At 56.8% G+C, this 24,477-nt stretch carries 24 protein-coding genes; 11 read left to right on the top strand and 13 right to left on the bottom strand.

Annotated elements, in window-relative coordinates; genetic code table 11:
- Positions 1–117 precede the first annotated feature (117 nt).
- Positions 118–1,365, top strand: a complete 1,248-nt coding sequence (locus NWP14_RS03970; RefSeq protein ID WP_331834272.1) for a diguanylate phosphodiesterase — start codon at positions 118–120, stop codon at positions 1,363–1,365.
- 102 nt (positions 1,366–1,467) lie between these two features.
- On the opposite strand, the gene NWP14_RS03965 is transcribed toward NWP14_RS03970, so the two are convergent.
- Positions 1,468–2,271: an arylamine N-acetyltransferase gene (locus NWP14_RS03965; RefSeq protein ID WP_346431443.1), complete on the bottom strand. Its 804-nt coding sequence runs from the start codon at positions 2,269–2,271 to the stop codon at positions 1,468–1,470.
- Between the two features lie 98 nt (positions 2,272–2,369).
- On the opposite strand from NWP14_RS03965, the gene NWP14_RS03960 reads away from it, so the two are divergent.
- The gene (locus NWP14_RS03960) at positions 2,370–3,785 is read left to right on the top strand and encodes a PLP-dependent aminotransferase family protein (RefSeq protein WP_375214802.1); all 1,416 of its coding nucleotides are present in this window, start codon (positions 2,370–2,372) and stop codon (positions 3,783–3,785) included.
- Positions 3,786–3,970: 185 nt separating this feature from the next.
- Here the strand turns inward: NWP14_RS03960 and NWP14_RS03955 are convergent, their stop codons facing one another.
- Both NWP14_RS03955 and gstA read right to left on the bottom strand, forming a co-directional pair.
- Positions 3,971–4,180, bottom strand: coding sequence for a hypothetical protein (locus tag NWP14_RS03955; protein ID WP_095103311.1), 210 nt, complete (start codon positions 4,178–4,180; stop codon positions 3,971–3,973).
- A 57-nt stretch (positions 4,181–4,237) separates the two neighbouring features.
- The gene (gene gstA, locus NWP14_RS03950; protein ID WP_346431441.1) at positions 4,238–4,882 is read right to left on the bottom strand and encodes a glutathione transferase GstA; all 645 of its coding nucleotides are present in this window, start codon (positions 4,880–4,882) and stop codon (positions 4,238–4,240) included.
- A gap of 111 nt (positions 4,883–4,993) precedes the next feature.
- On the opposite strand from gstA, the gene NWP14_RS03945 reads away from it, so the two are divergent.
- On the top strand, positions 4,994–5,326 hold the full coding sequence (locus tag NWP14_RS03945; RefSeq protein WP_095103307.1) for a helix-turn-helix domain-containing protein: 333 nt from the start codon (positions 4,994–4,996) through the stop codon (positions 5,324–5,326).
- A gap of 64 nt (positions 5,327–5,390) precedes the next feature.
- On the opposite strand, the gene map is transcribed toward NWP14_RS03945, so the two are convergent.
- Entirely contained in the window at positions 5,391–6,170 is a 780-nt protein-coding gene (gene map / locus NWP14_RS03940) for a type I methionyl aminopeptidase (protein ID WP_331834276.1), read from the bottom strand.
- Entirely contained in the window at positions 6,151–6,369 is a 219-nt protein-coding gene (locus tag NWP14_RS03935; protein WP_095103302.1) for a ParD-like family protein, read from the bottom strand. The genes map and NWP14_RS03935 overlap by 20 nt, the downstream gene beginning before the upstream one ends.
- Before the next feature lie 211 nt (positions 6,370–6,580).
- On the opposite strand from NWP14_RS03935, the gene NWP14_RS03930 reads away from it, so the two are divergent.
- The gene (locus tag NWP14_RS03930) at positions 6,581–6,781 is read left to right on the top strand and encodes a hypothetical protein (RefSeq protein ID WP_095103300.1); all 201 of its coding nucleotides are present in this window, start codon (positions 6,581–6,583) and stop codon (positions 6,779–6,781) included.
- Between the two features lie 355 nt (positions 6,782–7,136).
- Here NWP14_RS03930 and NWP14_RS03925 read toward each other — a convergent pair whose 3' ends face one another.
- On the bottom strand, positions 7,137–8,201 hold the full coding sequence (locus tag NWP14_RS03925; protein WP_331834277.1) for a LacI family DNA-binding transcriptional regulator: 1,065 nt from the start codon (positions 8,199–8,201) through the stop codon (positions 7,137–7,139).
- Positions 8,202–8,422: 221 nt separating this feature from the next.
- On the opposite strand from NWP14_RS03925, the gene NWP14_RS03920 reads away from it, so the two are divergent.
- Together NWP14_RS03920 and NWP14_RS03915 are read left to right on the top strand one after the other, a co-directional pair.
- Positions 8,423–11,530, top strand: coding sequence for a beta-galactosidase (locus NWP14_RS03920; RefSeq protein WP_375214801.1), 3,108 nt, complete (start codon positions 8,423–8,425; stop codon positions 11,528–11,530).
- A gap of 256 nt (positions 11,531–11,786) precedes the next feature.
- The gene (locus NWP14_RS03915; protein ID WP_095103296.1) at positions 11,787–13,052 is read left to right on the top strand and encodes an MFS transporter; all 1,266 of its coding nucleotides are present in this window, start codon (positions 11,787–11,789) and stop codon (positions 13,050–13,052) included.
- Positions 13,053–13,089: 37 nt separating this feature from the next.
- Here the strand turns inward: NWP14_RS03915 and NWP14_RS03910 are convergent, their stop codons facing one another.
- A complete protein-coding gene (locus tag NWP14_RS03910) occupies positions 13,090–14,178 on the bottom strand; it encodes an AAA family ATPase (RefSeq protein WP_095103294.1) in 1,089 nt (362 codons plus the stop codon).
- A gap of 84 nt (positions 14,179–14,262) precedes the next feature.
- Positions 14,263–14,523, bottom strand: coding sequence for a hypothetical protein (locus NWP14_RS03905; protein WP_045859573.1), 261 nt, complete (start codon positions 14,521–14,523; stop codon positions 14,263–14,265).
- Between the two features lie 287 nt (positions 14,524–14,810).
- On the opposite strand from NWP14_RS03905, the gene bla reads away from it, so the two are divergent.
- Together bla and NWP14_RS03895 are read left to right on the top strand one after the other, a co-directional pair.
- Positions 14,811–15,665: a PLA/ORN/TER family class A beta-lactamase gene (bla, locus tag NWP14_RS03900; RefSeq protein ID WP_331834279.1), complete on the top strand. Its 855-nt coding sequence runs from the start codon at positions 14,811–14,813 to the stop codon at positions 15,663–15,665.
- A 358-nt stretch (positions 15,666–16,023) separates the two neighbouring features.
- Positions 16,024–16,194 carry a YnfU family zinc-binding protein gene (locus tag NWP14_RS03895; protein ID WP_223261804.1) on the top strand — a complete coding sequence of 57 codons (171 nt, stop codon included), beginning with the start codon at positions 16,024–16,026 and terminating at the stop codon, positions 16,192–16,194.
- A 332-nt stretch (positions 16,195–16,526) separates the two neighbouring features.
- Here the strand turns inward: NWP14_RS03895 and NWP14_RS03890 are convergent, their stop codons facing one another.
- Entirely contained in the window at positions 16,527–16,736 is a 210-nt protein-coding gene (locus tag NWP14_RS03890) for a hypothetical protein (RefSeq protein ID WP_133599647.1), read from the bottom strand.
- 451 nt (positions 16,737–17,187) lie between these two features.
- Here NWP14_RS03890 and ydfZ point away from each other — a divergent pair, with 451 nt between their 5' ends.
- Positions 17,188–17,391 carry a putative selenium delivery protein YdfZ gene (ydfZ, locus tag NWP14_RS03885; RefSeq protein WP_133599646.1) on the top strand — a complete coding sequence of 68 codons (204 nt, stop codon included), beginning with the start codon at positions 17,188–17,190 and terminating at the stop codon, positions 17,389–17,391.
- Between the two features lie 122 nt (positions 17,392–17,513).
- Here the strand turns inward: ydfZ and NWP14_RS03880 are convergent, their stop codons facing one another.
- The gene (locus tag NWP14_RS03880; protein ID WP_095103286.1) at positions 17,514–17,717 is read right to left on the bottom strand and encodes a hypothetical protein; all 204 of its coding nucleotides are present in this window, start codon (positions 17,715–17,717) and stop codon (positions 17,514–17,516) included.
- A gap of 631 nt (positions 17,718–18,348) precedes the next feature.
- Complete coding sequence (gene dcp / locus NWP14_RS03875; protein ID WP_375214800.1) at positions 18,349–20,394, bottom strand: peptidyl-dipeptidase Dcp; 2,046 nt, start codon at positions 20,392–20,394, stop codon at positions 18,349–18,351.
- A gap of 194 nt (positions 20,395–20,588) precedes the next feature.
- On the opposite strand from dcp, the gene ydfG reads away from it, so the two are divergent.
- Both ydfG and NWP14_RS03865 read left to right on the top strand, forming a co-directional pair.
- A complete protein-coding gene (ydfG, locus tag NWP14_RS03870) occupies positions 20,589–21,338 on the top strand; it encodes a bifunctional NADP-dependent 3-hydroxy acid dehydrogenase/3-hydroxypropionate dehydrogenase YdfG (protein WP_375214799.1) in 750 nt (249 codons plus the stop codon).
- Positions 21,339–21,427: 89 nt separating this feature from the next.
- Entirely contained in the window at positions 21,428–22,114 is a 687-nt protein-coding gene (locus tag NWP14_RS03865; RefSeq protein WP_331834281.1) for a GntR family transcriptional regulator, read from the top strand.
- 53 nt (positions 22,115–22,167) lie between these two features.
- Here the strand turns inward: NWP14_RS03865 and NWP14_RS03860 are convergent, their stop codons facing one another.
- Both NWP14_RS03860 and NWP14_RS03855 read right to left on the bottom strand, forming a co-directional pair.
- Positions 22,168–22,599 (bottom strand): universal stress protein, encoded by a 432-nt coding sequence (locus tag NWP14_RS03860; protein WP_041145735.1) that lies wholly within the window; start codon positions 22,597–22,599, stop codon positions 22,168–22,170.
- A gap of 292 nt (positions 22,600–22,891) precedes the next feature.
- Positions 22,892–24,355, bottom strand: a complete 1,464-nt coding sequence (locus tag NWP14_RS03855; protein ID WP_331834282.1) for a mannitol dehydrogenase family protein — start codon at positions 24,353–24,355, stop codon at positions 22,892–22,894.
- Between the last annotated feature and the right edge of the window lie 122 nt (positions 24,356–24,477).

Raw genomic sequence — 24,477 nt, 5'->3', positions numbered from 1 at the left:
GGCCTGATGATTGGCAAAGGCATGAACACCGTACCCGCTAAGGTCAGAGGACCTCGGGCCAGGATTTATTCCCTCGCGCAGACTGGTACCCATTAGTCCGATCCAACAAGGAAATATATGCTGACCACACTGATCTACCGGAGTCAGTTAGCTCCCACCTGGCGGCCGAACGGCCTGAGCAATCTTGTCAGCCGGGCACGACAGAAAAACACAAACCTCCACGTCACGGGAATCCTGATTTTTAGTGGTTCCCAGTTTTTTCAGGTTCTGGAGGGAGATGAGCAGGTGGTCGATGCGCTTTTCGACCAAATTCGCAACGATCCGCGCCACACCGACGTGGTGGAGCTGATGCGCGATTACTCTGCCTACCGGCGGTTTCGCGATATCGGTATGCACCTGTTTGATTTGCAGCTAAAGAAGCCGGGAGCGTTGACGGAAGAGATCCTCCATTTGGGCGAGTTCCGAAACGCTCTCTCTCCGGATGACCGGATGTTCAAATTTATCAAGGCCTTTATCGCTCACGGCGGGCGCTATATCCTGCCGAAAGCATTAAACCCCGCGCTGTGGACGATGGAAAGCCGGGGGGCGCCCTCGCGCTGCTCGTCGCCGGGATTATCGTCCGGCCAGCCCTGCCAGTTTGCGCTTCAGCCGATTGTAGAGCCGGAAAGCGGCCATATCTCATCGTTTGAGGCGCTGATCCGCAGTCCATCAGGCGGCTCGCCGGCGGAGATGTTCTCCTCCGTCCCGGAAAAGAAGCGCTACGATTTCGACCTCGAAACCAAGGCCTACGCCTTTTCGCTTGCGGGCAGCATTAATCTCGGGGAGCAGCGGCTGGCGGTTAATCTGCTGCCGGGCTCGCTATATAATCGTTCGGGCTCGGTGGCGTTTCTACTGGATAAAATCCGCGACGCCGGGCTGAAGCCAGAGCAAATTATAATAGAAGTCACGGAAACCGAGGTTATTTCCGGTTTTACCGAGTTTCAGCAGGTGCTGAAGGATATCCGCGTGGCCGGCATGAGCCTGGCCATTGACGATTTTGGCGCCGGCTATTCCGGGCTCTCGCTCCTGACCCGCTTCCAGCCGAATAAAATCAAGATCGATGCCGAACTGGTGCGCAATATTCATATGAGCGGAGCGAAGCAGGCGATTGTGGTGTCCATTGTCAGATGCTGCGAAGACCTCGGGATCACCGTCGTCGCCGAGGGCGTGGAGAGCATTGCGGAGTGGTGCTGGCTGCACGCCATCGGAATTCGTCTTTTCCAGGGCTTTTTATTTTCGCGGCCCCAGCTGAACGGCGTAGGAGAAGTCCGCTGGCCGGTAAGACTCCCCGGCAAAGGGTTGCCAACGGCCGAACTGACGCCATAACCGGCGAGAAGCATCCGCTCTCGCGCCGTCATCAGCGCGCCTTTTTTCAGCGACGGAGGCAAGATAATCCCTTGCCTCTTTTCTGATGATAAAAGGCTCACACTACGGGCGATCTTTCGCCGCGCGGAATATGGCAGGCTCGGGAGCGGTCACCCTGAACGTGTCGCGTAATACCTGCGGGATCTCGCCCCCGGAGAGCATCCGCTGCCGCGTCTCCTGGCCGCGGATCGTCTTAAGCGCGCGGCCGGAGAGAATGCTTCTGCCGTCAGGGTGGTGTAATACAACCACTAACTGCCTGACGAATATGGTCTCCGGATGGGTTGAATTCAGATAGTTGGCGGGCTCAAAATCGATCAGCTCGTGGCGGGAGAGATCGAAGCTATATTGGCTGTGCCAGCCGTTATCCACCCGCGCCTGCAGCGTATACACGCCGGCAGAATCGAGGCTGAGACGGAAGGTATCCGGGCTCTGCCGCTGCTCAGTATCAAGAATAGCGAGGTCGACGGGCGCCCGGATGCCATAATGGCCAAACCCGAGATCGCACAGCCAGCGCCTGCCGCCGACAAAAGCAATCACCACCATATGCGTCCGCGGCCGACGGGCTGGATAGAACATAGGGCGCGCGGCGGCAAACTGGTAGGGAACCCCCAGCGCGTCAAGCGCCATAGCAAACAGCGCGTTGACTTCGTAACAATATCCGCCCCGCTGCCGGCCGATCAGTTTTTCTACAATATCTTCCGGGACCAGCGAGACGCCTTTCCCGTCCCGCACGTCAATATTCTCAAACGGGATTGAAAACAGCTGTTTCTGCATTATTTCATACAGCGTGGCGGCATCCGCTCCCGGCGAACCGTGATAATCAATACGCTGAAAATAGGCGGCGAGGTCAAAATTTTTAGCTTTCATAGCAATCTCCGTATCTTCGTCATCTGCAGCCGAGAATAGCGTTGCGGGCGCGAAGCGGATATATTCAGATTTATTGAAAACCAGCCTGTACAGATCCCATGCTTCCCCGCTATCAGCGCATTGCTCTTTCGCTTCGACAGGCCATTATTGCCGGCGCGCTGCATCCCGGCGACCGTCTGCTTTCGGTACGCAAGCTGGCTGAACGTGAACAGGTCAGCATCCCTACGGCTCAGGAAGCCTTGCGTTTTCTGGAAGCCGAAGGCCTGATCGTCGCCCGCCCGCGCTCCGGGTACTATGTCAGCCTCGCCCCGCCCGCGGCCTCTTCCAGCGCCGTCCCCAACGCCGCTCCGGTCTCGGTGGATATGTCGACCCTGGCCAGAACGCTGTTTAGCCGCCAGGAGAGCCGCCTTATTCCGCCGGGCGCCGCGCAGCCCGATCCGGCCTGGCTGCCGGCGGCCAGGCTGCAGCGGGTCCTGCAGTCCGCAAGCCGGCGCCTGGAAGCCTACGGACAGACCTACAGCATGCCGCCGGGAAGGTCCGATCTGCGTTATCAGATAGCCCGCAGGGCCGTTCAGTGGGGCGCGACCTTTGGCCCCGACGAACTGATCGTGACCGCCGGCGCCACCCAGGCCGTACGTCTGGCGCTGCAGGCCGTCTGCGTTGCCGGCGATGTTGTGGCGATTGAACGTCCTGCCTGGTTTGGCGCACTACTTCTTCTGGAATCAATGGGCCTCAAAGCGCTGGAAATCACCACCGATCCTCAGGAAGGCATCTCCCTTACGGCGCTGAATGAGGCCATCATAAAGTATCGCCCAGCGGCGGTGCTGGTCTCCCCCAGCGCACAGAATCCCACGGGCGCCGTGATGCCGGTTGCGGCCAAAAGGGAGCTGGTCGCGATGCTGGAGAGACACGACGTCCCGCTGATTGAAGATGACGTCTACGGCGATCTGGCCGGGGATGCCGTTCGTCCGCCGGCCTGTAAGGCATTTGATCGCAGCGGCTCCGTTCTCTACTGCTCCTCGGTGTCGAAAGCCCTGACGCCAGGCTGGCGCACCGGTTGGATTGCGCCGGGCCGCTACTATGAAGAGGTGATGAAAATTCGGCTGGCAAGCGACTGGGCGGGCTCGCCGCTAACGGAGGCGGCGGTAAGCGATTTTATGTCCCGAGGGGACTACGATCGCCACCTTTTACGGCTGAAGAGCCGGATCCAAAAAAGCGTCGATATCATATCCCGCACGGTCGCGGCTCACTTTCCCGAACCGACCCGGGTCGTTATCCCTCAGGCCGGATTTCTGATGTGGCTGGAGCTGCCTAAAACAATTAATGCGCTCGACGTGCACCGCGCCGCGCTCGAAGCCGGAATTGGCGTGAGTCCGGGACAGCTTTTTTCACCACGGCAGGATATGGCCCATTGTCTCCGGCTGAATTGTGCCTGCGAACCGACGCCGCAGCTGCTGGCGGCGGTAATAGAGCTTGGCGCAATTTGTCGGCATGCGGAGAATAAAAATCAATAGCGGTTGGGGGCGGCATTTATAGGCCGTGATGCAAAATATTTGATGCCGGGCGTTGAGCAAAAAAAGAGTTCACTCCAGCCATCGCGGTTACCCGTAGACAGGCAGCCTGCTGTTCAGAACGCCCCCTGCGCCGCTACATCAAGGGGCTTACTGCCGGAGGGCTAAAAGATTAACCCGATGCCGGTTTACTCGCTCTCTTCGAGAGCATCCTGAATAGCGTCAGCTAAGGAGGAAACCTCCTGCGCCACGTTGCGCAGATCCATCTGGCTGCGGATCCCTGCATTCGCGGTTGATGAAGAGACGGCTGCTTTCGAGATTTCTAAGGCGGCCTGGACGGCAAGGAGTCGTTTCTTCTCTTCTGCCGTGGCATCATTACCAAAATATTCTTCTAACATCCTTTCATCCCTATGAGCGTTTGTGGAGCCCCATAATAGCACAGGAAACCGGCGGCATTATATGAACGGCAGGAAGTCGATGCCCTCCTCCTTTAAAGATTGCCGCACCGCCGGTCGCGCAAGCACCCGCCGGTACCAGGCGGCAATATTTTTATATTCCGTCAGGTTAATATCGAGGTTATAAACCGATATCAGCCAGTCCGCTTTCGCCCAGCCGACCAGCGCAAACAAATACCCATCGGCAATGGAGAAGCGAGCTCCGGTAATATATTTTTTATCCGCCAGCTGCTGGTTGATCCACGCAAAACGAGAAAGTAATTTCTGTCGCGCAATATCGATATAAGCTCCGCCGAGCTCGGTATAAAAGAGTGGAATAAACGCTTTATGAATTTCGCTATTGAAAAAAACCAGCCACTCCTCAAGACGATAGCGTGCGATAGTTCCGCTGGCGGGAGCCAGCCCGGCCTCGGGCGCTAAATCAGCGATATATTGAATGAGCGTGACGCCCTCGCGGAATATGTCACCCTGCGCGGTCTCTAATGCCGGGACATAGCCCAGCGGATTAATATCATAATAGTTTTGTCCGCCGCCGTAGGTATGCGTTTTGGTATCGACGCGGATAAGTTCAAAATCAAGGCCAGCTTCACGCAAAGCAATATGGGGAGAAAGAGAGCAGCTGCCCGGGGAATAATATAGTTTCATTCAGTAATACCCTCGCCGTTTAAGTATGTCGGGAGGTTAACAAAGTTGGTTGATACTTTAAAGAAGGCACATTATTGTAGGGTAGGTACATAAATTATACTGAGAATTAAAATGAAGGACGTTATCTCCGGCTGTTCCGTCGAAGTCGCGATGAACCTTATCGGCGGCCGCTGGCGTTTGCTTATTGTGTCGTACCTGCTGGAAAGGCCGAAAAGATTCAGCGACCTCCGTCGGGATATACCCGCAATCTCTCAGCGGATGCTCACCATGGATCTCAGGGCGTTAGAAGAGGCGGGCGTCGTGCAGCGTACCGTTTATCCCGAAGTGCCGGTTAAGGTTGTTTACAATCTGACGGAGGACGGTCTCAGGCTGGTTAAAGTTGTCGAGGTCGTTCAGGAACTGGGGCTGTGGCTGAAACAGAAGCAGGGTTCCGCGCATAGCTGACGGGCTCGTTTTCATCGCCGGCCCCCCTCCCCATCGATAAGAGATGGCCGGCGCAGCGGTTCTGTCAAAGCAGCTGCTCTTCTCCCTGACGCAGCGTCAGAACTTCAAAGCCGGTGTCGGTCACCGCGATGGTGTGTTCCCACTGCGCCGAAAGCTTCTTGTCGCGGGTCACCACCGTCCAGCCATCTTTCTTGAGCTTAGTTTTGCTGCCGCCCTGATTGACCATCGGCTCGATGGTAAAGACCATTCCCTCGCGCAAAACGGCTCCTTCGCCGGGTTTACCATAATGCAGCACCTGCGGGTCCTCATGCATCTCTTTGCCCACGCCGTGGCCGCAGTACTCCCTGACGACGCTGTAGCCATTTTTTTCCACATGGGATTGAATCGCATGGCCGATATCGCCCAGCGTGGCGCCGGGCTTCACGACCTTGATTCCCTTCCACATCGCTTCATAGGTCGTTTTCACCAGCCGGCGGGCCAGCGGAGAAACGTCGCCGATCAGGTACATTTTGCTGGAGTCCGCGATCAGCCCGCCCTTCTCAAGGGTAATATCGACGTTAACAATCGCCCCCGATTTCAGGTGCTCCGTCTCCTTCGGCATCCCGTGGCACACGACCTCATTGATGGACGTATTCAGCACATAGGGAAAATCATATTGTCCCTTGCTGGCCGGGCGGGAATGCAGCTGGTTGACGATGAAATCCTCGGCGCGATTGTTAATCTCCATTGTGGTCACGCCCGGCTGAATAAACTCGTCCAGCATCGCAAAAACGGCGGCTAGCAGTTCGCCGGCATGGCGCTGCAGGGCGAGCTCTTCGGCGGTTTTAATGGGAATTGATTGCATTAATCACCTCCAGCAGACGATCGGACCCTGACTTAAGCATCAGCAGCTTAATCTGTTGGTGGTTCAGCTCGGGATAGAGCTCGCTCAGCATACCCACGCGGATCCAATATTCGGCCTGGGCGTTCACCGACCGCGACATGGCCCGGCTGGCATCACGGATATCGTCATGCAGCAGATCTGAAATTTTTACGATTCCCATATATATATACCGTTATAAAACATATGCGCATCGTATACTTTCTGGCGCCTGAAGTCACGCGGTTCGGCGCTGCCGTCAACGTCGAAAACGGTCGGACGGAAGACCGACATCCCCCGCCACTGCATAAACCATACAAAACATAAATGGGATAACTGTCACATTTTTAGTGTAGGGTACTAAAAATTGAATTGACCGCCAGGATAGCCATAAAGTGAAGACCTCGCTCGCGTTCCCGCTGCTGACCCTTTTCGTGGGGCTTATCGTCAGCGCTTTGTTTAACTCTTCGTCATCCCATCGCGGGCGCAGTCAATGCCAGTGGTCCGATAGCGTGATGCTGACCTGCCTGAGCAAACAGCATGGCGCAGTCGGGCGCATAAATCCCCTGGTCAAGCGCGTCAATATTTTACGATAACCGGAAGCTCCGGCCCCTGCGGCCGGGACCGTCCGCCTGACCGTCGTCTCCACAGCATTTTATGCTGGGTTAAAAACTATGGCCCGGGAAGCTCGGCGCACCGCCCCCTCCAGAAACAGAGCATTTATTCCAGAAACAGGATAATAAACGCTCAATCAGCAGAGTTAAATAAAATACGGCCCGGCGAGATGGACAAAACGCAGGCAAAAAAAAACCGCCAGTGAAATGGCGGTAAATAAATGCTTGCATGGATAGATTGTGTTTTGCATTGTACGCAAAGTAAGAGTCCATCTTTCTTTACGCCTGCCGCGCACTTTAGCATCCCCTACTTCAATGAAGATTAAACCAACCCGGCTTAAAGCTTTTCCACCAGCGTTTTTAGCTCCGCGATCAGCGGATCGCGGGCGGGCTCCGCGCCGTACGCCCAGGTCGACTGGCGTACAATCAGCGTGGTCGGCAGGAGTTCACGAATGCGCAGCTGCGGCGTCGCCATCTGCTCAGCCAGCAGCTCCACGGCCCTTTTCCCCAGCAGATCGAAATCCTGCGCGACGGTAGTCAGCGGCGGCTGAAAATAGAGGCTATCCGCGGTATCGTCGTAGCCGGTCACCGAGATGGCGCTGCTGCCGGTGCGGTTAAGCTGCGCCAGCGCGCTGAGCACCCCCAGCGCCATCTGATCGTTGGCCACCACAATGGCGCTGATCCGCGGCTGAAGATGCAGCAGCTCAAAAGTCTTTTGCCAGCCGCTGGCCGCGCTCCAGTCGCCGAAGACCGTCACCGCCCTGCTGATGCCCAGACGATGCAGCGCCTCGCGCCAGCTGCCGAGGCGCATGCGCGCAGAAACAGAGCTTTCCGGCCCCGCCAGCAGGCCAAATTCCCGATGCCCTGATTCCCAAAGATGACGCACGCAGGCGCCGCAGCCATCGCGATGATCGAACCGCACGCAGGAAACGTCCGTTTCAGGAGAGACGTCGAGAAACAGGCAGGAGATATCGGGATTCTCGGCGGCCAGGCGCTCGGCTGTGCTGCTCTCCAGCGGCAGGCTCACGATGGCCCCGCGAATATGCTGGGCGCGGAACTCATCCAGCCGCGCCTGCAGCGACGAATAGTCGGTCTGCTCCGGCATCGCGATCGACACCTCCAGCCGGTGCATTCCGGCATGACGCTTCACCGCCGCGGCAATTTGCGATGGCGCATGCAGCGTCAACGACGCGGTGATCAGCCCTATGGACGGCGCCGCCTTCCCCGCCAGCAGCTGGGCGGAGCGGTTAGGCACATAGTGCAGCGCCTGCATCGCGCGAATCACCTTATCGCGGGTGCGTTCAGAGACCACGTCCGGATTATTCAGCACCCGGGAAACCGTCTGCTGAGACACCCCGGCCTCTTTAGCCACATCATCTAAGGTTGCCGAACGCCGCTGCATGCTCATCTCCTGGTCGCCAAAATTGAGTCCGAATGCGTTAAATGTCTCACGCTAACATTTTATGTCTAATTCACGACAAAAATCAGCTCTAATTCCGGCATTTCGTGATCGTTAATGGGTTTCATTTCCAACAATATTGCGGCATAAGAAAAAATATCTGATAACACGTTCATTCTTGTCTAGCGAATGACATTTCCTTCACTTATCCGTCAGGTATGCGTATGCAACAACACGACTCAACCGCCGCCCGCTCTCCGCTGTTCCACGAAGTGCTGGCCCGTGAAGATTGGCAAAACCAGACCATTACTCAGCTTAACCGCTTAGCGGCTCACCCGACGTTTGCCAGCTGGCGAAGCATCGCCGACGCGCGCGATAACCTGCCCGGCGATCGCCGTCGTCTGCTGGACGGACGGTGGCAGTTTTCCTACGCCCGCAGTCCGTTTGCCGTTGACGCCAGCTGGATCGACGACGATCTGCCGGACAGCCGCAGCACCCCGGTTCCCTCAAACTGGCAAATGGAAGGCTACGACGCGCCGATCTATACCAACGTCCGCTATCCTATCGACACCACGCCACCGCGCGTGCCGGAAGACAACCCGACGGGCTGCTACTCGCTGACCTTTACCGTTGATCCGCAGTGGCTAGCGGAAGGCCAGACCCAGGCGATCTTCGACGGCGTCAACTCGGCCTTCCACCTGTGGTGCAACGGCGCGTGGGTCGGCTACTCCCAGGACAGCCGTCTTCCTGCCGCTTTTGACCTCTCGCCGCACCTGCGGCCCGGCGATAACCGCCTGTGCGTGATGGTGATGCGCTGGAGCGCCGGAAGCTGGCTGGAAGATCAGGATATGTGGCGCATGAGCGGCATTTTCCGTTCGGTGTGGCTGCTCAACAAGCCCCATCAGCACCTCAGCGACGTGCAAATCACCCCCAGGCTGGACGCGCTGTACCGCGACGGCGAGCTGGCCGTGGATCTGACCATTGCCGCGCCTGCCGGAGAGCTCGAGGCGCTGATCGCCGAAGTCAGCCTGTGGGAAGGAGATAAACAGGTTGCCAGCGTCCGCCAGCGTCCCGGCTCGCCGGCCATCGACGAACGCGGTAACTATGCCGAACGGGCCAGCCTGACCCTGGCGGTCGAGCGCCCGTCGCTGTGGAGCGCCGAAACGCCGCACTGCTACCGCGCGGTCGTCTCGCTGTGGCACGGCGATCGGCTGATTGAGGCTGAAGCCTGGGACATCGGTTTTCGCCGGGTCGAGATCGACAACGGGCTTTTGCTGCTTAACGGCAAACCGCTGCTGATCCGCGGCGTTAACCGCCATGAGCACCATCATCAGCGCGGCCAGGTGGTGACCGAAGAGGATATGCTGCAGGATATCCTGCTGATGAAGCAGAACAACTTTAACGCCGTGCGCTGCTCGCACTATCCGAACGTCTCCCGCTGGTACGAACTGTGCAACCGGTACGGCCTGTACGTGGTCGATGAAGCCAATATCGAAACCCACGGCATGGTGCCGATGAACCGCCTTTCCGACGACCCGTCGTGGCTGCCGGCGTTTAGCGCCCGCGTGACGCGCATGGTGCAAAGCAACCGCAACCATCCGTCGATTATTATCTGGTCTCTGGGCAATGAATCCGGCGGCGGCGACAACCATCAAGCCCTCTATCACTGGCTCAAACGCAACGATCCTTCGCGGCCGGTGCAGTATGAGGGCGGCGGAGCGGATAGCAGCGCCACCGATATTATCTGCCCGATGTACGCCCGCGTTGAGCGCGACCAGCTCATTCCGGCGGTACCGAAATGGGGCATCAAAAAGTGGATCAGCATGCCGGGCGAGCAGCGCCCGCTTATTCTCTGCGAATACGCGCACGCGATGGGCAACAGCCTGGGCAACTTTGCCGACTACTGGCAGGCGTTCCGCGAGTATCCGCGCCTGCAGGGCGGTTTTATCTGGGACTGGGCGGATCAGGCGATTAGCAAAACTTTCGATGACGGCAGCACCGGCTGGGCCTACGGCGGTGACTTTGGCGATAAACCCAACGACCGTCAGTTCTGCATGAACGGGCTTGTTTTCCCCGATCGCCGCCCGCACCCGTCGCTTATCGAAGCCAAACACGCGCAGCAGTTCTTCCAGTTCGCGCTGCTGGCGCAGTCGCCGCTGCGGGTCAGCGTAAATAGTGAATACCTGTTCCGCGCGACCAACAATGAAGTGCTGCGCTGGCAGGTTCAGTCAGCGGGCGAAACCTTCGCCAGCGGCAGCGCCGCCCTCGAACTCGCGCCGCAGGGCCAGGCGGAGCTTACGCTGTGCGATACCCTGACCCTGCCTGCGGGAGCAAAAGAGGTCTGGCTGCTGCTGGAGGTGGTTCAGCCGCAGGCTACCGTCTGGTCGCCAGCCGAACACCGCGTGGCCTGGGAGCAGTTTGCCCTCGCCGCCCCGCTCGCGCTCGCCAAACCCGAGCCTGCCGGTAGCGCGCCGACGCTGGAGATCGATGAAGGGATCTATGTCGTCAGCCTGGGATCGCAGCAGTGGACCGTCGATCGTCACAGCGGGCTGCTCAGCCAGTGGCGCGCGGATGGCGTGGAGCAGCTGCTCACTCCGCTGCGCGACCAGTTTGTCCGCGCCCCGCTGGATAACGATATCGGCGTCAGCGAAGTGGAACGCATCGACCCTAACGCCTGGGTTGAGCGCTGGAAAAGCGCCGGTCTGTACGATCTTGAAGCGCGCTGCGTTCACTGCGAAGCCCAGCGTCTGGCCCATGAGGTGGTTATCGACAGCCGCTGGCACTATCTGCGCGGCGATGAAGCGGTCATCGTCAGCCGCTGGCGCATGACCTTTGATAGCGAAGGCCGTTTACATCTGGCGGTAGACGGCGAGCGCGCCGGCACCCTGCCGCCGCTGCCGCGAGTCGGCCTTAATTTCCAGGTCGCCGATCAGCAGCAGCCGGTCTCCTGGCTCGGCTACGGCCCCCATGAAAACTACCCGGATCGCCGGAGCAGCGCGGAGTTCTCCCGCTGGCAGCTGCCCCTTGAGGAGATGAGCACGCCGTACATCTTCCCCACCGAGAACGGCCTGCGCTGCGATAGCAAAGCGCTGGACTGGGGACGCTGGCACGTCGCGGGCAACTTCCACTTCTCGGTGCAACCCTACGGCACCGGGCAGCTGATGGCGACGGATCACTGGCACCGGATGCGCCCGGAGAGCGGCGTCTGGATTACCCTCGACGGCCAACATATGGGCGTCGGCGGCGACGACTCCTGGACCCCGAGCGTCCTGCCGCAATGGCTGCTGCAGGAGACGCAGTGGCAGTATCAGATAAGCATTCATTTCCAATAATAAACCCTGAATAATCGGGCCGCGCCGCGGGTGATTCGTCAAGTGAATCGCCCGTCGGCCGCCTGGAGCATGACGGTATGTACTCTCATAATTCGGGTTGCAGGCAGGCGGCGACGCAGGAATTCCCCGGAGCTTACTGAAGTCAGCGGCTGGGGTGAGCAAGGAAAAGCAACGCGCATGCGATCTGAGGTATGACGGGTATAAACGGGGCGTTACTTCCCCAACCTTACAGGCATAATAAAAATGGAACCTCTCTATGAAATTCTCTGAACTCGCGCCGCGAGAACGGCATAACTTTATTTATTTCATGCTGTTCTTTTTCTTCTATTACTTCATTATGTCGGCCTATTTTCCCTTTTTCCCGGTGTGGCTGGCGGACGTTAACCACTTAACCAAAACGGAAACCGGGATCGTCTTCTCCTCAATTTCGCTGTTCGCCATTATCTGCCAACCGATATTTGGCCTGATTTCCGACAAGCTCGGGCTGCGCAAGCATCTGCTGTGGACGATCGTGGTTTTATTAATCCTGTTCGCCCCGTTCTTTATATTCGTTTTTTCACCGCTGCTGCAGATGAATATTATTGTCGGCGCGCTGGTGGGCGGAGTCTATCTGGGGATCGTCTTTTCCAGCGGCTCCGGCGCGGTCGAGGCCTATATCGAACGCGTCAGCCGCGCCAACCGTTTTGAATACGGCAAGGTGCGCGTTGCCGGCTGCGTCGGCTGGGCGATCTGCGCGTCGATTACCGGGATTCTGTTCGGCATCGACCCGAATATTACCTTCTGGATTGCCTCCGGTTTCGCGCTGGTGCTAGGGGGACTGCTGTGGTTTTCGCGTCCGGAAAGCAGCAATAGCGCCCAGGTGATGGACGCGCTGGGCGCAAACCGCCAGGCCTTCTCACTGCGCGTTGCCGCCGAGCTGCTGCGCATGCCGCGGTTCTGGGGGTTTATTATCTACGTGGTCGGCGTTGCCAGCGTTTATGACGTCTTCGATCAGCAGTTTGCTAACTTCTTTAAAGGCTTCTTTGCCAGCCCGCAGCGCGGAACCGAAGTCTTTGGCTTTGTCACCACCGGCGGCGAACTGCTTAATGCGCTGGTCATGTTCTGCGCCCCGGCAATTGTTAACCGCATCGGGGCGAAAAATGCGCTGCTGACCGCGGGGGTAATTATGTCGGTGCGCATTCTCGGCTCCTCATTCGCCACCACCGCGGTCGAAGTCGTCATATTAAAAATGCTGCATATGTTTGAAGTTCCGTTCCTGCTGGTCGGCACCTTTAAATATATCTCTTCCGCGTTTAACCCGAAGCTCTCCGCCACCCTGTTCCTGATTGGTTTTAACTTATCGAAACAGCTCTCCGGCGTGGTGCTGTCGGCGTGGGTGGGACGCATGTACGACACCGTAGGATTCCATCAGGCCTATCTGATCCTCGGTTCGATTACGCTCTGCTTTACGATTATTTCGCTGTTTACCCTGAAAGGCAGTAAAACCCTGCTGCCGGCCCCGGGATATAACAACGCCGCCTGAGGCGCAGAGCGCGTCGCCCGCCGCCTGCGGCGGGCTTTTATGTCCTGATCCGGGTCTCGCCGCCGCTGTTTTCCAGCTCGTAAATTTGGCTTTCCGCCAGCGACGAGATGAGCTCGGTCAGCTCTGCCGAGTGGCTGGTCAGCCAGATTTGGCTATAGCGCGATGCTTCGACAATCAGCCGCGCCAGCGCCGGAAACATCTGCCGGTGCAGGCTATTTTCCGGCTCGTTGATCGCCAGAAATGCCGGCGGCCTTGGGCTCAGCAGCGCCACCGCCAGGCACAGAAAGCGCAGGGTGCCGTCAGACATTTCCGCCGCCAGCAGCGGCCGGTAAATGCCGTCGCGCCGCATCTTTATCGAAAAGCGCGAATTTTCATTTTCACAGAAGAAACGGCACTCCGGAAAGGCGCTCTCGAGGATTTCGTGCAGCAGCTCCTCGGCGCCAATTTCGACAATCGTCTGAAACGCGGCGGCCAGGTTATGCCCGTCGCTATCCAGCACCGGCGATCGGTAGCCCACCGCCGGATGGCGCAGCGCGGAATGGCGGCCGATATTGAATTCGTGATAAAAGCGCCACTGGCGCATGGTCTCCCGGACCCGGGATATTTCCGGGAAGCGATGGGGTTCACCAAGCTGGCCGAAGATCGATTCATTCTCGTAGATGGTGTCGGTAAAGGTGTTTTTCTCGCCGTGCACGTCAATCAGGAACGCCGCCTGGTTTTTGCGCTGCAGCACTCTGGCCGAGGGGCGGCGGGAGAAGCCGGCAAGCCAGATAGACTCCTCTTTCACAATCGGATCGAGCATAAACTGGGTGGGATACGGCAGCTTTTCCGGGAATCCAACCTGCAGCTCATAGTCGAACTGTTCCGTCAGGCAGGAGATCTGCAGCCGTTTCGGGTAGCGGGCCGTGGGCGCGCTCTTCCCGGACCACATAATATTTTCCAGGCCGCCTTCCTCGCTGATATAGCTGGAAAATTTACCGTCCGCGGAGGCGGTGAGAAGATGGATGGCTTTGTAGATATTGGACTTGCCGCAGCCATTTGGGCCAAAGACGATATTCAGCGCCCCCAGCTCCAGCTCGATATCCCTGACCGATCTGAAATTTTGTATGCGGAGATGGTGGATCATGGTGCTCCCTAAGATCGCGAAATCATTTGCCGCCGCCGGGAGAACGCCGCCTGCCCGGACGACGATCGGTCGTCCGGTACAGGCTCAGCATAGCGATTTCTTCATACCCCGGGTCAGCGCAACTCGCGTTAGCTTATCCGTATCGTCGTGAGTATCGCTAAACACGCCAAAAAAGTAACGCTCATTATCGATAGTCTGCGAGACGATCCGATAACTCAGCGGCTGCCCGGATTTCGCGCCATATTGCGCGGCGGTGACGGAAAGTTCCGTCGCGGTATCGGCGACGCTGACCAGCAGGCCATCCGCCTTCCCCCCCACCAGCATGACCTTAATTAGCGGGTCCACCATGTTCCTCCCGGATTGGGGTCAATGATTAACGTTCGGTAGCCGACGTCTGGTAGCAATAACGCTACCTTCAGTACATTCTTATAGTTCATACCGGCCTTAAATAAAAAAACTCTTTCTTATATTGAGCTAAGCATTGATTATTACGACTAAAAGCTGACGAATGATGAAGGAAAAAAGGGTAATTGTGAATCTTCACATCTCTTATTTCGCATTATTTGTATGAGAGTCGCCGGGCTAAGCCCAGCGCGGCGTGAAGAATTAAAAACTAAGGAACAGTACCCGGAATGCGCCACTATCGTTTTGCCCTGATCCCCCTGCTCGCCGTATTCGCCCTGCCCGGCTGGGCTCATGACGCTACGGTGAATAAAGTCAAAGCCGCAGAGAGCCAGCTCAAGGCCAGAGTGGGCTATGCGGAACTGGATTTAGCTAGCGGGCAACTGCTGGCCAGCTATCGCCCTGACGAACGATTCCCGATGATGAGCACCTTTAAAGTGCCGCTCTGCGCGGCGGTGCTGGCGCGCGTGGATGCCGGAGAGGAAAAGCTCGACCGCCGCGTCCGCTATCGCCAGCAGGATCTGGTTGAATACTCCCCGGTGACCGAAAAGCACCTCGCCGACGGCATGACGGTCGCCGAGCTGTGCGCTGCGGCAATCACCCTCAGCGATAACAGCGCCGCTAACCTGCTGCTGGCGAGCGTCGGTGGCCCGGAGGGGTTAACCGCCTTCCTGCGCCGCAGCGGGGACCAGACTTCACGGCTCGACCGCCTGGAGACCGAGCTTAATGAGGCTCTGCCCGGCGATGCGCGTGATACCACCACCCCGCAGGCGATGGCAAAAACCCTGCGCAACCTGCTCACCGGCAGCGTGCTCTCCGCTTCATCACGGCAGCAGCTGCGCCGCTGGATGGTTGACGACAAGGTCGCCGGCCCGCTGCTGCGCTCGGCGCTGCCGAACGGCTGGTTTATCGCCGACAAAACCGGCGCGGGCAATCGCGGCTCGCGCGGTATTATCGCCGCCCTCGGCCCGGACGGGCAGCCCGCGCGCATCGTTATTATTTATTTAACCGGCACCGAGGCATCGATGGAAGAGAGAAACCGGGAGATTGCCGGGATCGGCGAGACGCTGATTAAGCACTGGTAAGGCAGGCGCTGTCGCTGGCGAGGCGGCAGCGGCCAACGGATGCCCGTCGCGCCTGGCGAGCATAACGGGCATATGACTGCTGCCCGGTTTTTTTAGCATCCGCGCAATGCGCGGATGCTGCCCGCGCCGCGACGTGGACGGCGTCTGCTATACCATCAGCGAGTTTAAGCGGAGTCCGCCAATCTGGAAAGTCATGTAAGCCATTATTTTTTATTACATTACATCTATAGGGAGTCGGTTCTTCGCTGCCGTACTGCACATTTAAGGTTTAAGTAACCGCGAAAGATCGGTGGTTATAAAGCAAGCTATTTTCTCTCCAATGGTATATGGTTAGTAACCGCTCACCAGGACAAATATCATGTCTATTCTCAAAGATAAGGTACGTACGTTACGACCGTTAAAAAGTACCTGCCCCCACTGCTCTCGCCAGTCAACGCATAGCCTGTCGAGAATTAAAAACGATATAACGTTAATCTGCCCCTACTGCGGCAATATTTTCCTTCCTTCTGAAAGTAAACCAATCAAATAATTGATTGATGACCCGCCAGCTGAAGTTTGAGTCCGCTCTCAGGCTTCAGTAAACAGAAGGCTCAAGCGCGATACCTTATTTTGGGTCAGGATCGGCTTATTCGGACGTCCCCTCCAACTGGTCAGCCTTATCACCGGTATCGCCGGGCGCCCGGCTGCGGCCCCCTTCGGGCGATCGACACGCTCGTCCTCTTCAGCGGATGCGAATGCCAACGTCAGCGCTCCACACAATCGCCCCTGAAGAAACATCTTTTCCAACTACAGAATGAATATCGTTCTGTCGGCACAAATAAAAAAGCTGCCGCAGGGCAGCCTTAAACTAATAAGAGTCGATTAATATCGCTTCATTGTATTGATCGGCGTTCTTTCTGACCAGTCAGGCCGCTCACCAGCCATAATCGCGCGCTGTTGCGATGGCGTCACCGACTGGGTTATTTCAGGCATTGGCTTGTAAACAGGCTTTGTCGCCGGAGCGATCGCAATATCAGAACTACACCCAGAGAGCAGGAAAATAGCCAGTGCAGATATATTAAACTTAATCATTTTCAACCCTTCCATTGGGATAAAATATTACAGAAATGCTGTGGTGCCTCCCGGTGAGCCTTTGCCTGACCGACTATGACCCGCGTTATCATCAGCTGGCAATACCTTCTGCGACATTACCTGGTCAGTACGCCCCTCCGCATAGGGGGATTCACCACATAGTAAAATTATCCAGTAGATAATAATTTCGTCAATCTATTTCACGGGATTGTCGCATAAGAAACGCGCCGTAGCGGATTGAAATGATAGCGATTTTTAGCCGTCATACGCTGGGCGCACGGGTCACCGGCAGGTCAAGCCACTCACCGGGAAACGGAGAAAAAAGTGTGACATTGATCAAAAACAAAAAATATTTATGTCAAAGGTGTATTTGTATTACATCCGCTTGTTAACTACGGACCTGATTGTTAAGCGGATTTTTTATACCCAGACATTAAGAGGAGAAATAACCATGATCACTTATGATCGTAATCGTAACCCTATTACCAATGGCAGCCGGGTTATGATTAATGGGACTCGTAGAACAGGTAAGATCGTTGCCATACATTCTAATGGGTTAACTCCAGCCCAGTTGCGCCGCGGTAAAACCGTCGAAGTGGAAGGCTGTGAAGGCCAGTTTGAACCCGTTGAACTGATTCGCCTCGGTTTCCACTAACGATAAGAATGCCGCTGCGGCGGCATTCATGAATCAAACAGATTTAATTAAAGTCTCTACCCATCATCGTATTCTTCCCACAGGCAAGGCTTAGGCTAACCGACGCGCATTCCCCCCTCCTTCTACCTTTTCGAGATGGTCAGCATATAAACCGCTAACTCCACCGCTAAACCTATATCATCTTCCTGCCACGTCCCCTTAATCTTCTCGGCGATAGATTCCTTCGATATATCGGCCTTTTCCTCCACTAGCTGCACTACCGCAGTCCCTATCACGTTAATAATTTGAGGTCGCATTCGCATAAAAAACACATTTTCTTTTAACATAACCACACACCTCCTGCGGTCTTTTAGCAGGATAACATGGCGTATTATTAGAGGGATCGAAATTTATGCCCTCATTCCCGTATTCAAATAAACTCATTGTCGCCCTGTAGCGCCACTCTGAATATGGCAAGTATTTTGCAAAATCACCTCTTACTAAGATGCAAATGGCAGGAGGTGATGATGTTTCGGAAAATTTCCCCGAGCGAACAAGGGCTAATGACGTTGCTGAAACTGGGGCGACTATGTTGGTGCGACCCGCTTGGCCCCCCGCCGCCTGCATATGCAAACAACAGCAGCTACTTTCGGTACGTGGGACTACATCCGAATCGAATAGATATCGATGAGCAGACGCTGCTCCGCTGGGCGGAAAACGCAGAGTTATACGAATATATGAAAGAAAAACTCAACGCCCCGCCCACAGAGAAATGGGGCTAGAACAATCCTGTTTTTCGCCCTGCCGATAAGATGGCTCCGTACGTCATTTAGACAATAACCCCCCAGAGAATGGCTGCGGGGTTTGGAGCGATGAATTGACTTACTGCGTTCCCTTGACGATCTGCGAACGGGTCGGGGTGCGCATCATTGCACCTTAACAGTGCAATGATGGACGGTTGAAGGATTCCCGGTGGCCCTAGGCACTCAACCCGCGATTCGCCAGCATCGGTTCAATCTTTGGATCGTGCCCGCGCCACTGGCGATACAGTTCAGCTAAATCAGTGCTGTTGCCGCGCGACAGAATAGCCTCGCGGAAGCGCTGGCCGTTTTCGCGGGTCAGGCCGCCCTGCTCAACAAACCACTGATAGCCGTCGTCCGCCAGCATCTGCGTCCACAGATAGGCGTAATAGCCCGCGGCGTAGCCGCCGCCGAAAATATGTGAAAAGAAGCTGCTGCGATAGCGCGGCGGTACGGCGGCAAGATCGCAACGCTCCGCGCCCAGGGCCGCAGCCTCAAACACATCAACATCCTGCGGGACGTTCGCCGACGACAGGCTATGCCAGTGCATATCCAGCATCGCCGCCGCCAGCAGTTCGCTCATGTCGTAGCCTTTGTTAAACTTCGCCGCACGGTACATGCTCTCACGCAGCGCGTCGGGCATCGCTTCGCCGGTTTGATAATGGCGCGCGTAGTGGGCGAATACCTGCGGCTCGCTGGCCCAGTGCTCAAAGATTTGCGACGGAAACTCGACAAAATCACGCGGCGTATTGGTTCCCGACAGGCTGGCATAGCGCTGGCTGGCGAACAGCCCGTGCAGCGCGTGGCCGAATTCGTGGAATAAGGTGATGGTTTCATCCCACGACAGGAGCGCGCTGTGGCCCGCAGCGGGCTTTTGATAGTTACAGACGTTGTAGATAACCGGCTGCTGCTTCAGCAGCGTGGATTGCTCAACGAATACGTCCATCCACGCGCCGCCGCTTTTCGAATCTCGCGCGTAATAGTCGCCGTAAAATAGCGCAATACCGGCGCCGTTAGCGTCGAAAATTTCCCACACCCGCACATCCGGATGATAGAGCGGAATATCGAAACGCTCGACGAAGCGCAGACCAAACAGCTGCGATGCGGCCCAGAATACGCCATCCTGCAGCACGCGATCGAGGGCAAAATAGGGCCTGAGCTGCGCCTCATCGATAGCAAACCTGGCGCGCCGCACCTGTTCGGCATAATAGGGCCAGTCCCAGGCGGCGGCGGTGAAATTCTCGCCTTCATCATCAATAACCTGCTGAATATCCGCCAGCTCCTGCTCCGCTCTGGCGCGCGCCGCCGGAGCAATTCGGCGCATAAACGCCAAGGCCTGCTCGGGCGCGCCCGCCATCTGATCGGCCATTGACCAGCTGGCATAGTCAGCGGCCCCCAGCAGCTCCGCTTTCTGCGCCCGGATCGCCACCAGCCGCAGCAGCAGTTCGCGGGTATCGTTAGCATCCCCCTTCTGATTGCGCGTCCAGCCTGCGGCAAAGAGGTTCTCACGGGTCTGGCGACTGCGCAGTGAGAGCAGCGCCGGCTGCTGGGTGGTGTTGAGCAGCGGCAGCAGCCAGCAATCGCGGAGGCCCTTTTCAGCAGCCGCGTTTGCGGCCTCGCTAATCTCCTCCGCGCTGAGCCCGTCCAGCTGGTGCAGATAATCAATCACCAGCCCGCCGGATTTTGCCGCGCTCAGGAGCCGCTGCTGGAACTGGCTCTGTAGCGCTGCGGCCTGGGTATTCAGCCCCCGCAGCACCGATTTTTGCTCCTCCGCTAACCGCGCCCCCGCCAGCATAAACCGCTGCCAGGTGACCTCGAGCAGGCGCCGGGATTCTGCATCAATGCGCAGATTATCGCGCTCCTCCCACACGCGTTTCACGCGTTCAAACAGCGCCGTGTTAAGCCAGATATCGTTGCCTGCCTGCGCAAGCTCGGCGGAAAACTGCTCGTCAAGCTGCTGCAGAAGCGGATTGGTATGCGCCCCGGCCATCGCAAAAAAGACCCGGGTCACGCGCGACAGCAGCTGTCCGCTCAGCTCCAGCGCCACCAGCGTATTGGCAAAATCCGCGGGCGCCGGATTATTCACTATCGCGGCAATCTCTTCGCGCTGGCGCCGCATCCCTTCATCGAAGGCCGGACGGTAGTGTTCATCCTTGATCAGATCGAAATGCGGCGCCTGATAAGGCAGCAGGCTGACGCTTAAAAAGGGGTTATTTTCCGACATTATTATCTCCAGGCAGCGGGCATCAGGTTAGATTAGGCAACTCATTGATTGACCGCAATCATTTATCGCGGAAGCGCCTGGCCGCGCCTCATTTTTCATCGTCGCTAACCGCATCAGGCGCAATGATTTCCGTTACCGGTCCTCGTTAACGCATGCTATGGTATGACGACACAAAAGCGTTGAGGAACAGTAAGATGATTATCCTGGTTACCGGAGCAACAGCAGGTTTTGGTGAAAGCATGACCCGCCGCTTTGTCGCGAATGGTCATAAAGTGATCGCCACCGGACGTCGTGACGAACGTCTGCAAACGCTGAAAGATGAGCTCGGCGACGGCATTTACACCGCCCGGCTCGACGTGCGTAATCGCGCGGCCATCGAAGAGATGATCGCCGGTCTGCCCGCGGAATGGCAGGCCATCGACGTGCTGGTCAATAACGCTGGTCTGGCGCTGGGGCTGGAGCCTGCGCACAAGGCCAGCGTTGAGGACTGGGAAGATATGATCGATACCAACAACAAAGGGCTGGTCTATATGACCCGCGCCGTGCTGCCGGGAATGGTTGAGCGCAACCGCGGTCATATTATCAATATCGGTTCAACCGCAGGCCGTTGGCCCTATGCGGGCGGTAACGTCTACGGGGCGACCAAGGCCTTCGTTCGCCAGTTTAGCCTCAACCTGCGTACCGACCTGCTCGGCACGGCGATTCGCGTAACCGACATCGAGCCTGGGCTGGTGGGCGGGACCGAGTTTTCCAACGTCCGCTTTAAAGGCGACGACGCCAAAGCCGGTAAAGCCTATGAAAATACCCAGGCGCTGACGCCGGATGACGTGACGGAAGCCGTGTGGTGGGTCGCCAACCTGCCCCAGCACGTCAATATCAACACGCTGGAAATGATGCCGGTCAGCCAAAGCTTCGCCGGCCTCAGCGTACACCGCCAGGGCTAATCCCGTTGCCCGGCCTGCGGGCCGGGTATGGGCGCAAAGGCAAAAAACGCGTAAAATAGCGCACATAATCCATTAAAAAGTAATCATCAATGGCCGCAGAATCACAGCTCAATCCAACACAGCCTGTAAATCAGCAAATTTATCGGATCCTTCGCCGGGATATCGTCCATTGTCTGATCCCACCCGGCACGCCGCTGTCTGAAAAGGAAGTCTCCGTGCGCTTTGACGTTTCCCGTCAGCCGGTGCGCGAGGCGTTTATTAAGCTGGCGGAAAATGGTCTGATCCAAATTCGCCCCCAGCGCGGCAGCTACGTGAATAAAATATCCCTTTCTCAGGTCCGCAACGGCTGCTTCGTGCGCCAGGCTATCGAGTGCGCGGTAGTTCGTCGGGCGGCGGGAATGGTGAACAGCGAGCAAATTTATCAGCTTGAGCAAAATCTTAACCAGCAGCGCACGGCGGTTGAGCGCCAGCAGCTTAATGATTTCTTCCAGCTGGATGATGAATTTCATCAGAAGCTGTCTCTCATAGCCGACTGCCAGCTTGCCTGGGACACCGTTGAGAATATTAAGGCGACGATTGACCGGGTGCGTTATATGAGTCTCGATCACATCAGCTCGCCGGAAATGCTGCTACGTCAGCATCACCAAATTTTTCAGGCGCTGGAAAATCGCGATGCGGATGCGGTAGACGCAGCGATGAATCTGCATCTGCATGAAATTAGCGAATCCGTATTATTAATTCGCCAGGAAAACCGTGACTGGTTTAGCGAAGAGTAGTTGAACCAGCGGCAGGCGCTCTCTCCTGCCGCTACAGATGCAGATCGGCGCCGTTATCGAACCACCAGCACCGGTATTTTAGCGTAGCGTAAAATAGACTCGGCGTTAGAGCCCAGCAGATGGGTGGAAATACCCGGCTTGCGCGAGCCGACAACAATCACGTCATACTCATCGCTATTGCTGATAGCTAATATTTCATCACGCACGTTGCCAAACACGACCCGGGTATGAAGACGCTCTGGCGGAATTGAAAAAAGACGCGACAAGGTCTTCATTTTCTTCTCAGACTCCTCTTTCATAAACGCTTCGAATTTATGAATATCTGCCGCAAAACCGCGCAAAATAGAGCGACTGCTGTTTGGCAGAACGTTTAATAACGTAATTTCGCCGTTTTCCGCTGATGCTAAAAATTCAGCGTGACGTACGGCCTTATCGCTTAAATCCATTTCAAAAACATCTACAGGCAATAAAATTTTTTTGTACATAGCCCGCTCTCCTTTTTCCCGAGGAAGTGTATTTCAGTAGCCTCACTATGACATAACTATCCTAAATGGAGAACAAACAATCCGCCGAATAAATATTTAATCCATTAAAACAGATGCAAATTATATTTATTTAGTTATGGATAGCTATAGTTATGTATATTCAATGGTCTCGATCATATTTATTGCAGAAAGAGTGAAGATCGGCAGAATTACGTACGGGTAAGAGGCGCCGGCCGGCTCTATTACCCGTAGCAGCGTTAATGCCGCCGGAGCCGGCGGCATTGAAGAGCGGTTACTGCGCCAGCGCCCAGGCCGCAACGGTCGCTTTAGCTCCCTGACGCTGCAGCGAAAGATAGGCCTGAGTCACCGCGTCGACAAAGCGCGCATCCTGCGCCAGGCTGGCGCCGAAAATCGCCTCGATGCCGAGCAGCGCGTTCACCCGCGCTTCGCCATCGGCGCTCTCGCGCACGGCCTGCTGGATCACCGGCAGCAGCGGGTCGCAAATCTCAATCGCCTCTCCCCGGTCGTCGACGCCGCTGACGTAGCGCATCCAGCCGGCCACGCCCAGCGCCAGCAGGCTAAAGTCGCTCTGCTGCGCCAGATGCCAGCGTACCGAATCCAGCATCCTCTGCGGCAGCTTCTGGCTACCGTCCATCGCAATCTGCCACGTCCGGTGCTGAAGCGCCGGATTGCTATAACGATCGATCAGCAGCCCGGCGTAGCGAGCCAGGTCAACGCCCTGCACTTTCAGCGTCGGCGCCTGTTCGTCCAGCATCAGGCTGCGGGCGGCGCGACGATAGTTTTGGTCCTGCATACAGTCGTTAATGTGCTGATATCCGGCCAGGTAGCCGAGGTAGGCAAGGAAAGAGTGGCTGCCGTTGAGCATGCGCAGCTTCATCTCTTCAAACGGCACAACATCCGCCACCAGCTCCGCGCCGGCCTTTTCCCATTCCGGGCGACCGGCGACGAAATTATCTTCAATCACCCACTGGCGGAACGGTTCGCAGGCGACGCCGGCCGGATCGCGCACGCCGGTCAGCTGTTCGATTTTATCCAGGGTCGCTGGGGTCACCGCAGGAACAATACGATCGACCATCGTTGACGGGAAGGTCACGTTAGCGGCGATCCAGTCGGCAAGCTCGCCATCAATCGCCCGCGCCAGGGCGCAGACGACGTTGCGCAATACGTGGCCGTTTTCCGGCATATTGTCGCAGGACATCACGCTGAATGCCGGTAAACCGGCGGCTTTACGACGCGCCAGCGCTTCCACGATAACGCCGGGCGCAGACTTCGGCTGATGCGGGTTTTGGACATCGGCGACAATCAGCGGATGATCCAGCTGCAGCTCACCGGTGGCCGGCGAATGACAGTAGCCCTTTTCCGTGATGGTCAGCGAAACAATCGCCACCTGCGGCTCACACATTTTTGCCAGCACGCTTTCCAGCCCCTCGACCTGGGCGTGCATCGCCTGCTTAACGACGCCAACCACCCGCGCCGTCCAGGCATCCGCCGACATTTCGGCGACGGTATACAGCAGGTCCTGCTGTTGCAAATCGGCAATTTGCTGCTCGCCGCCAATCAGGTTTACTTCGGTGTATCCCCAGTCGCTGCCATGTTCCGCGGCCAGAATATCGGCATAAACCGCCTGGTGCGCGCGGTGAAAGGCGCCGAAACCGAGGTGCACAATACGGGAAATCAGTTTTGTACGATCGTAGTCAGGAAGTGCAGCCTTTGCCGCCAATAGCTTGTTTTGCATTATATAACCTACTTATAAATGAAATCAGGACTGTCTCAGAGTAACGCCTGTATGGTTGTATGTTTTGATTTGAATTAAGTTTTGCAGTATTGGTATGACATCATTTTGAAGTTATGTACCAC

It is taken from the genome of Klebsiella sp. C349492, assembly GCF_042055345.1.
GTDB classification, from domain to species: domain Bacteria; phylum Pseudomonadota; class Gammaproteobacteria; order Enterobacterales; family Enterobacteriaceae; genus Klebsiella; species Klebsiella scottii.
This window is presented reverse-complemented; position numbering and strand designations above follow the sequence as displayed.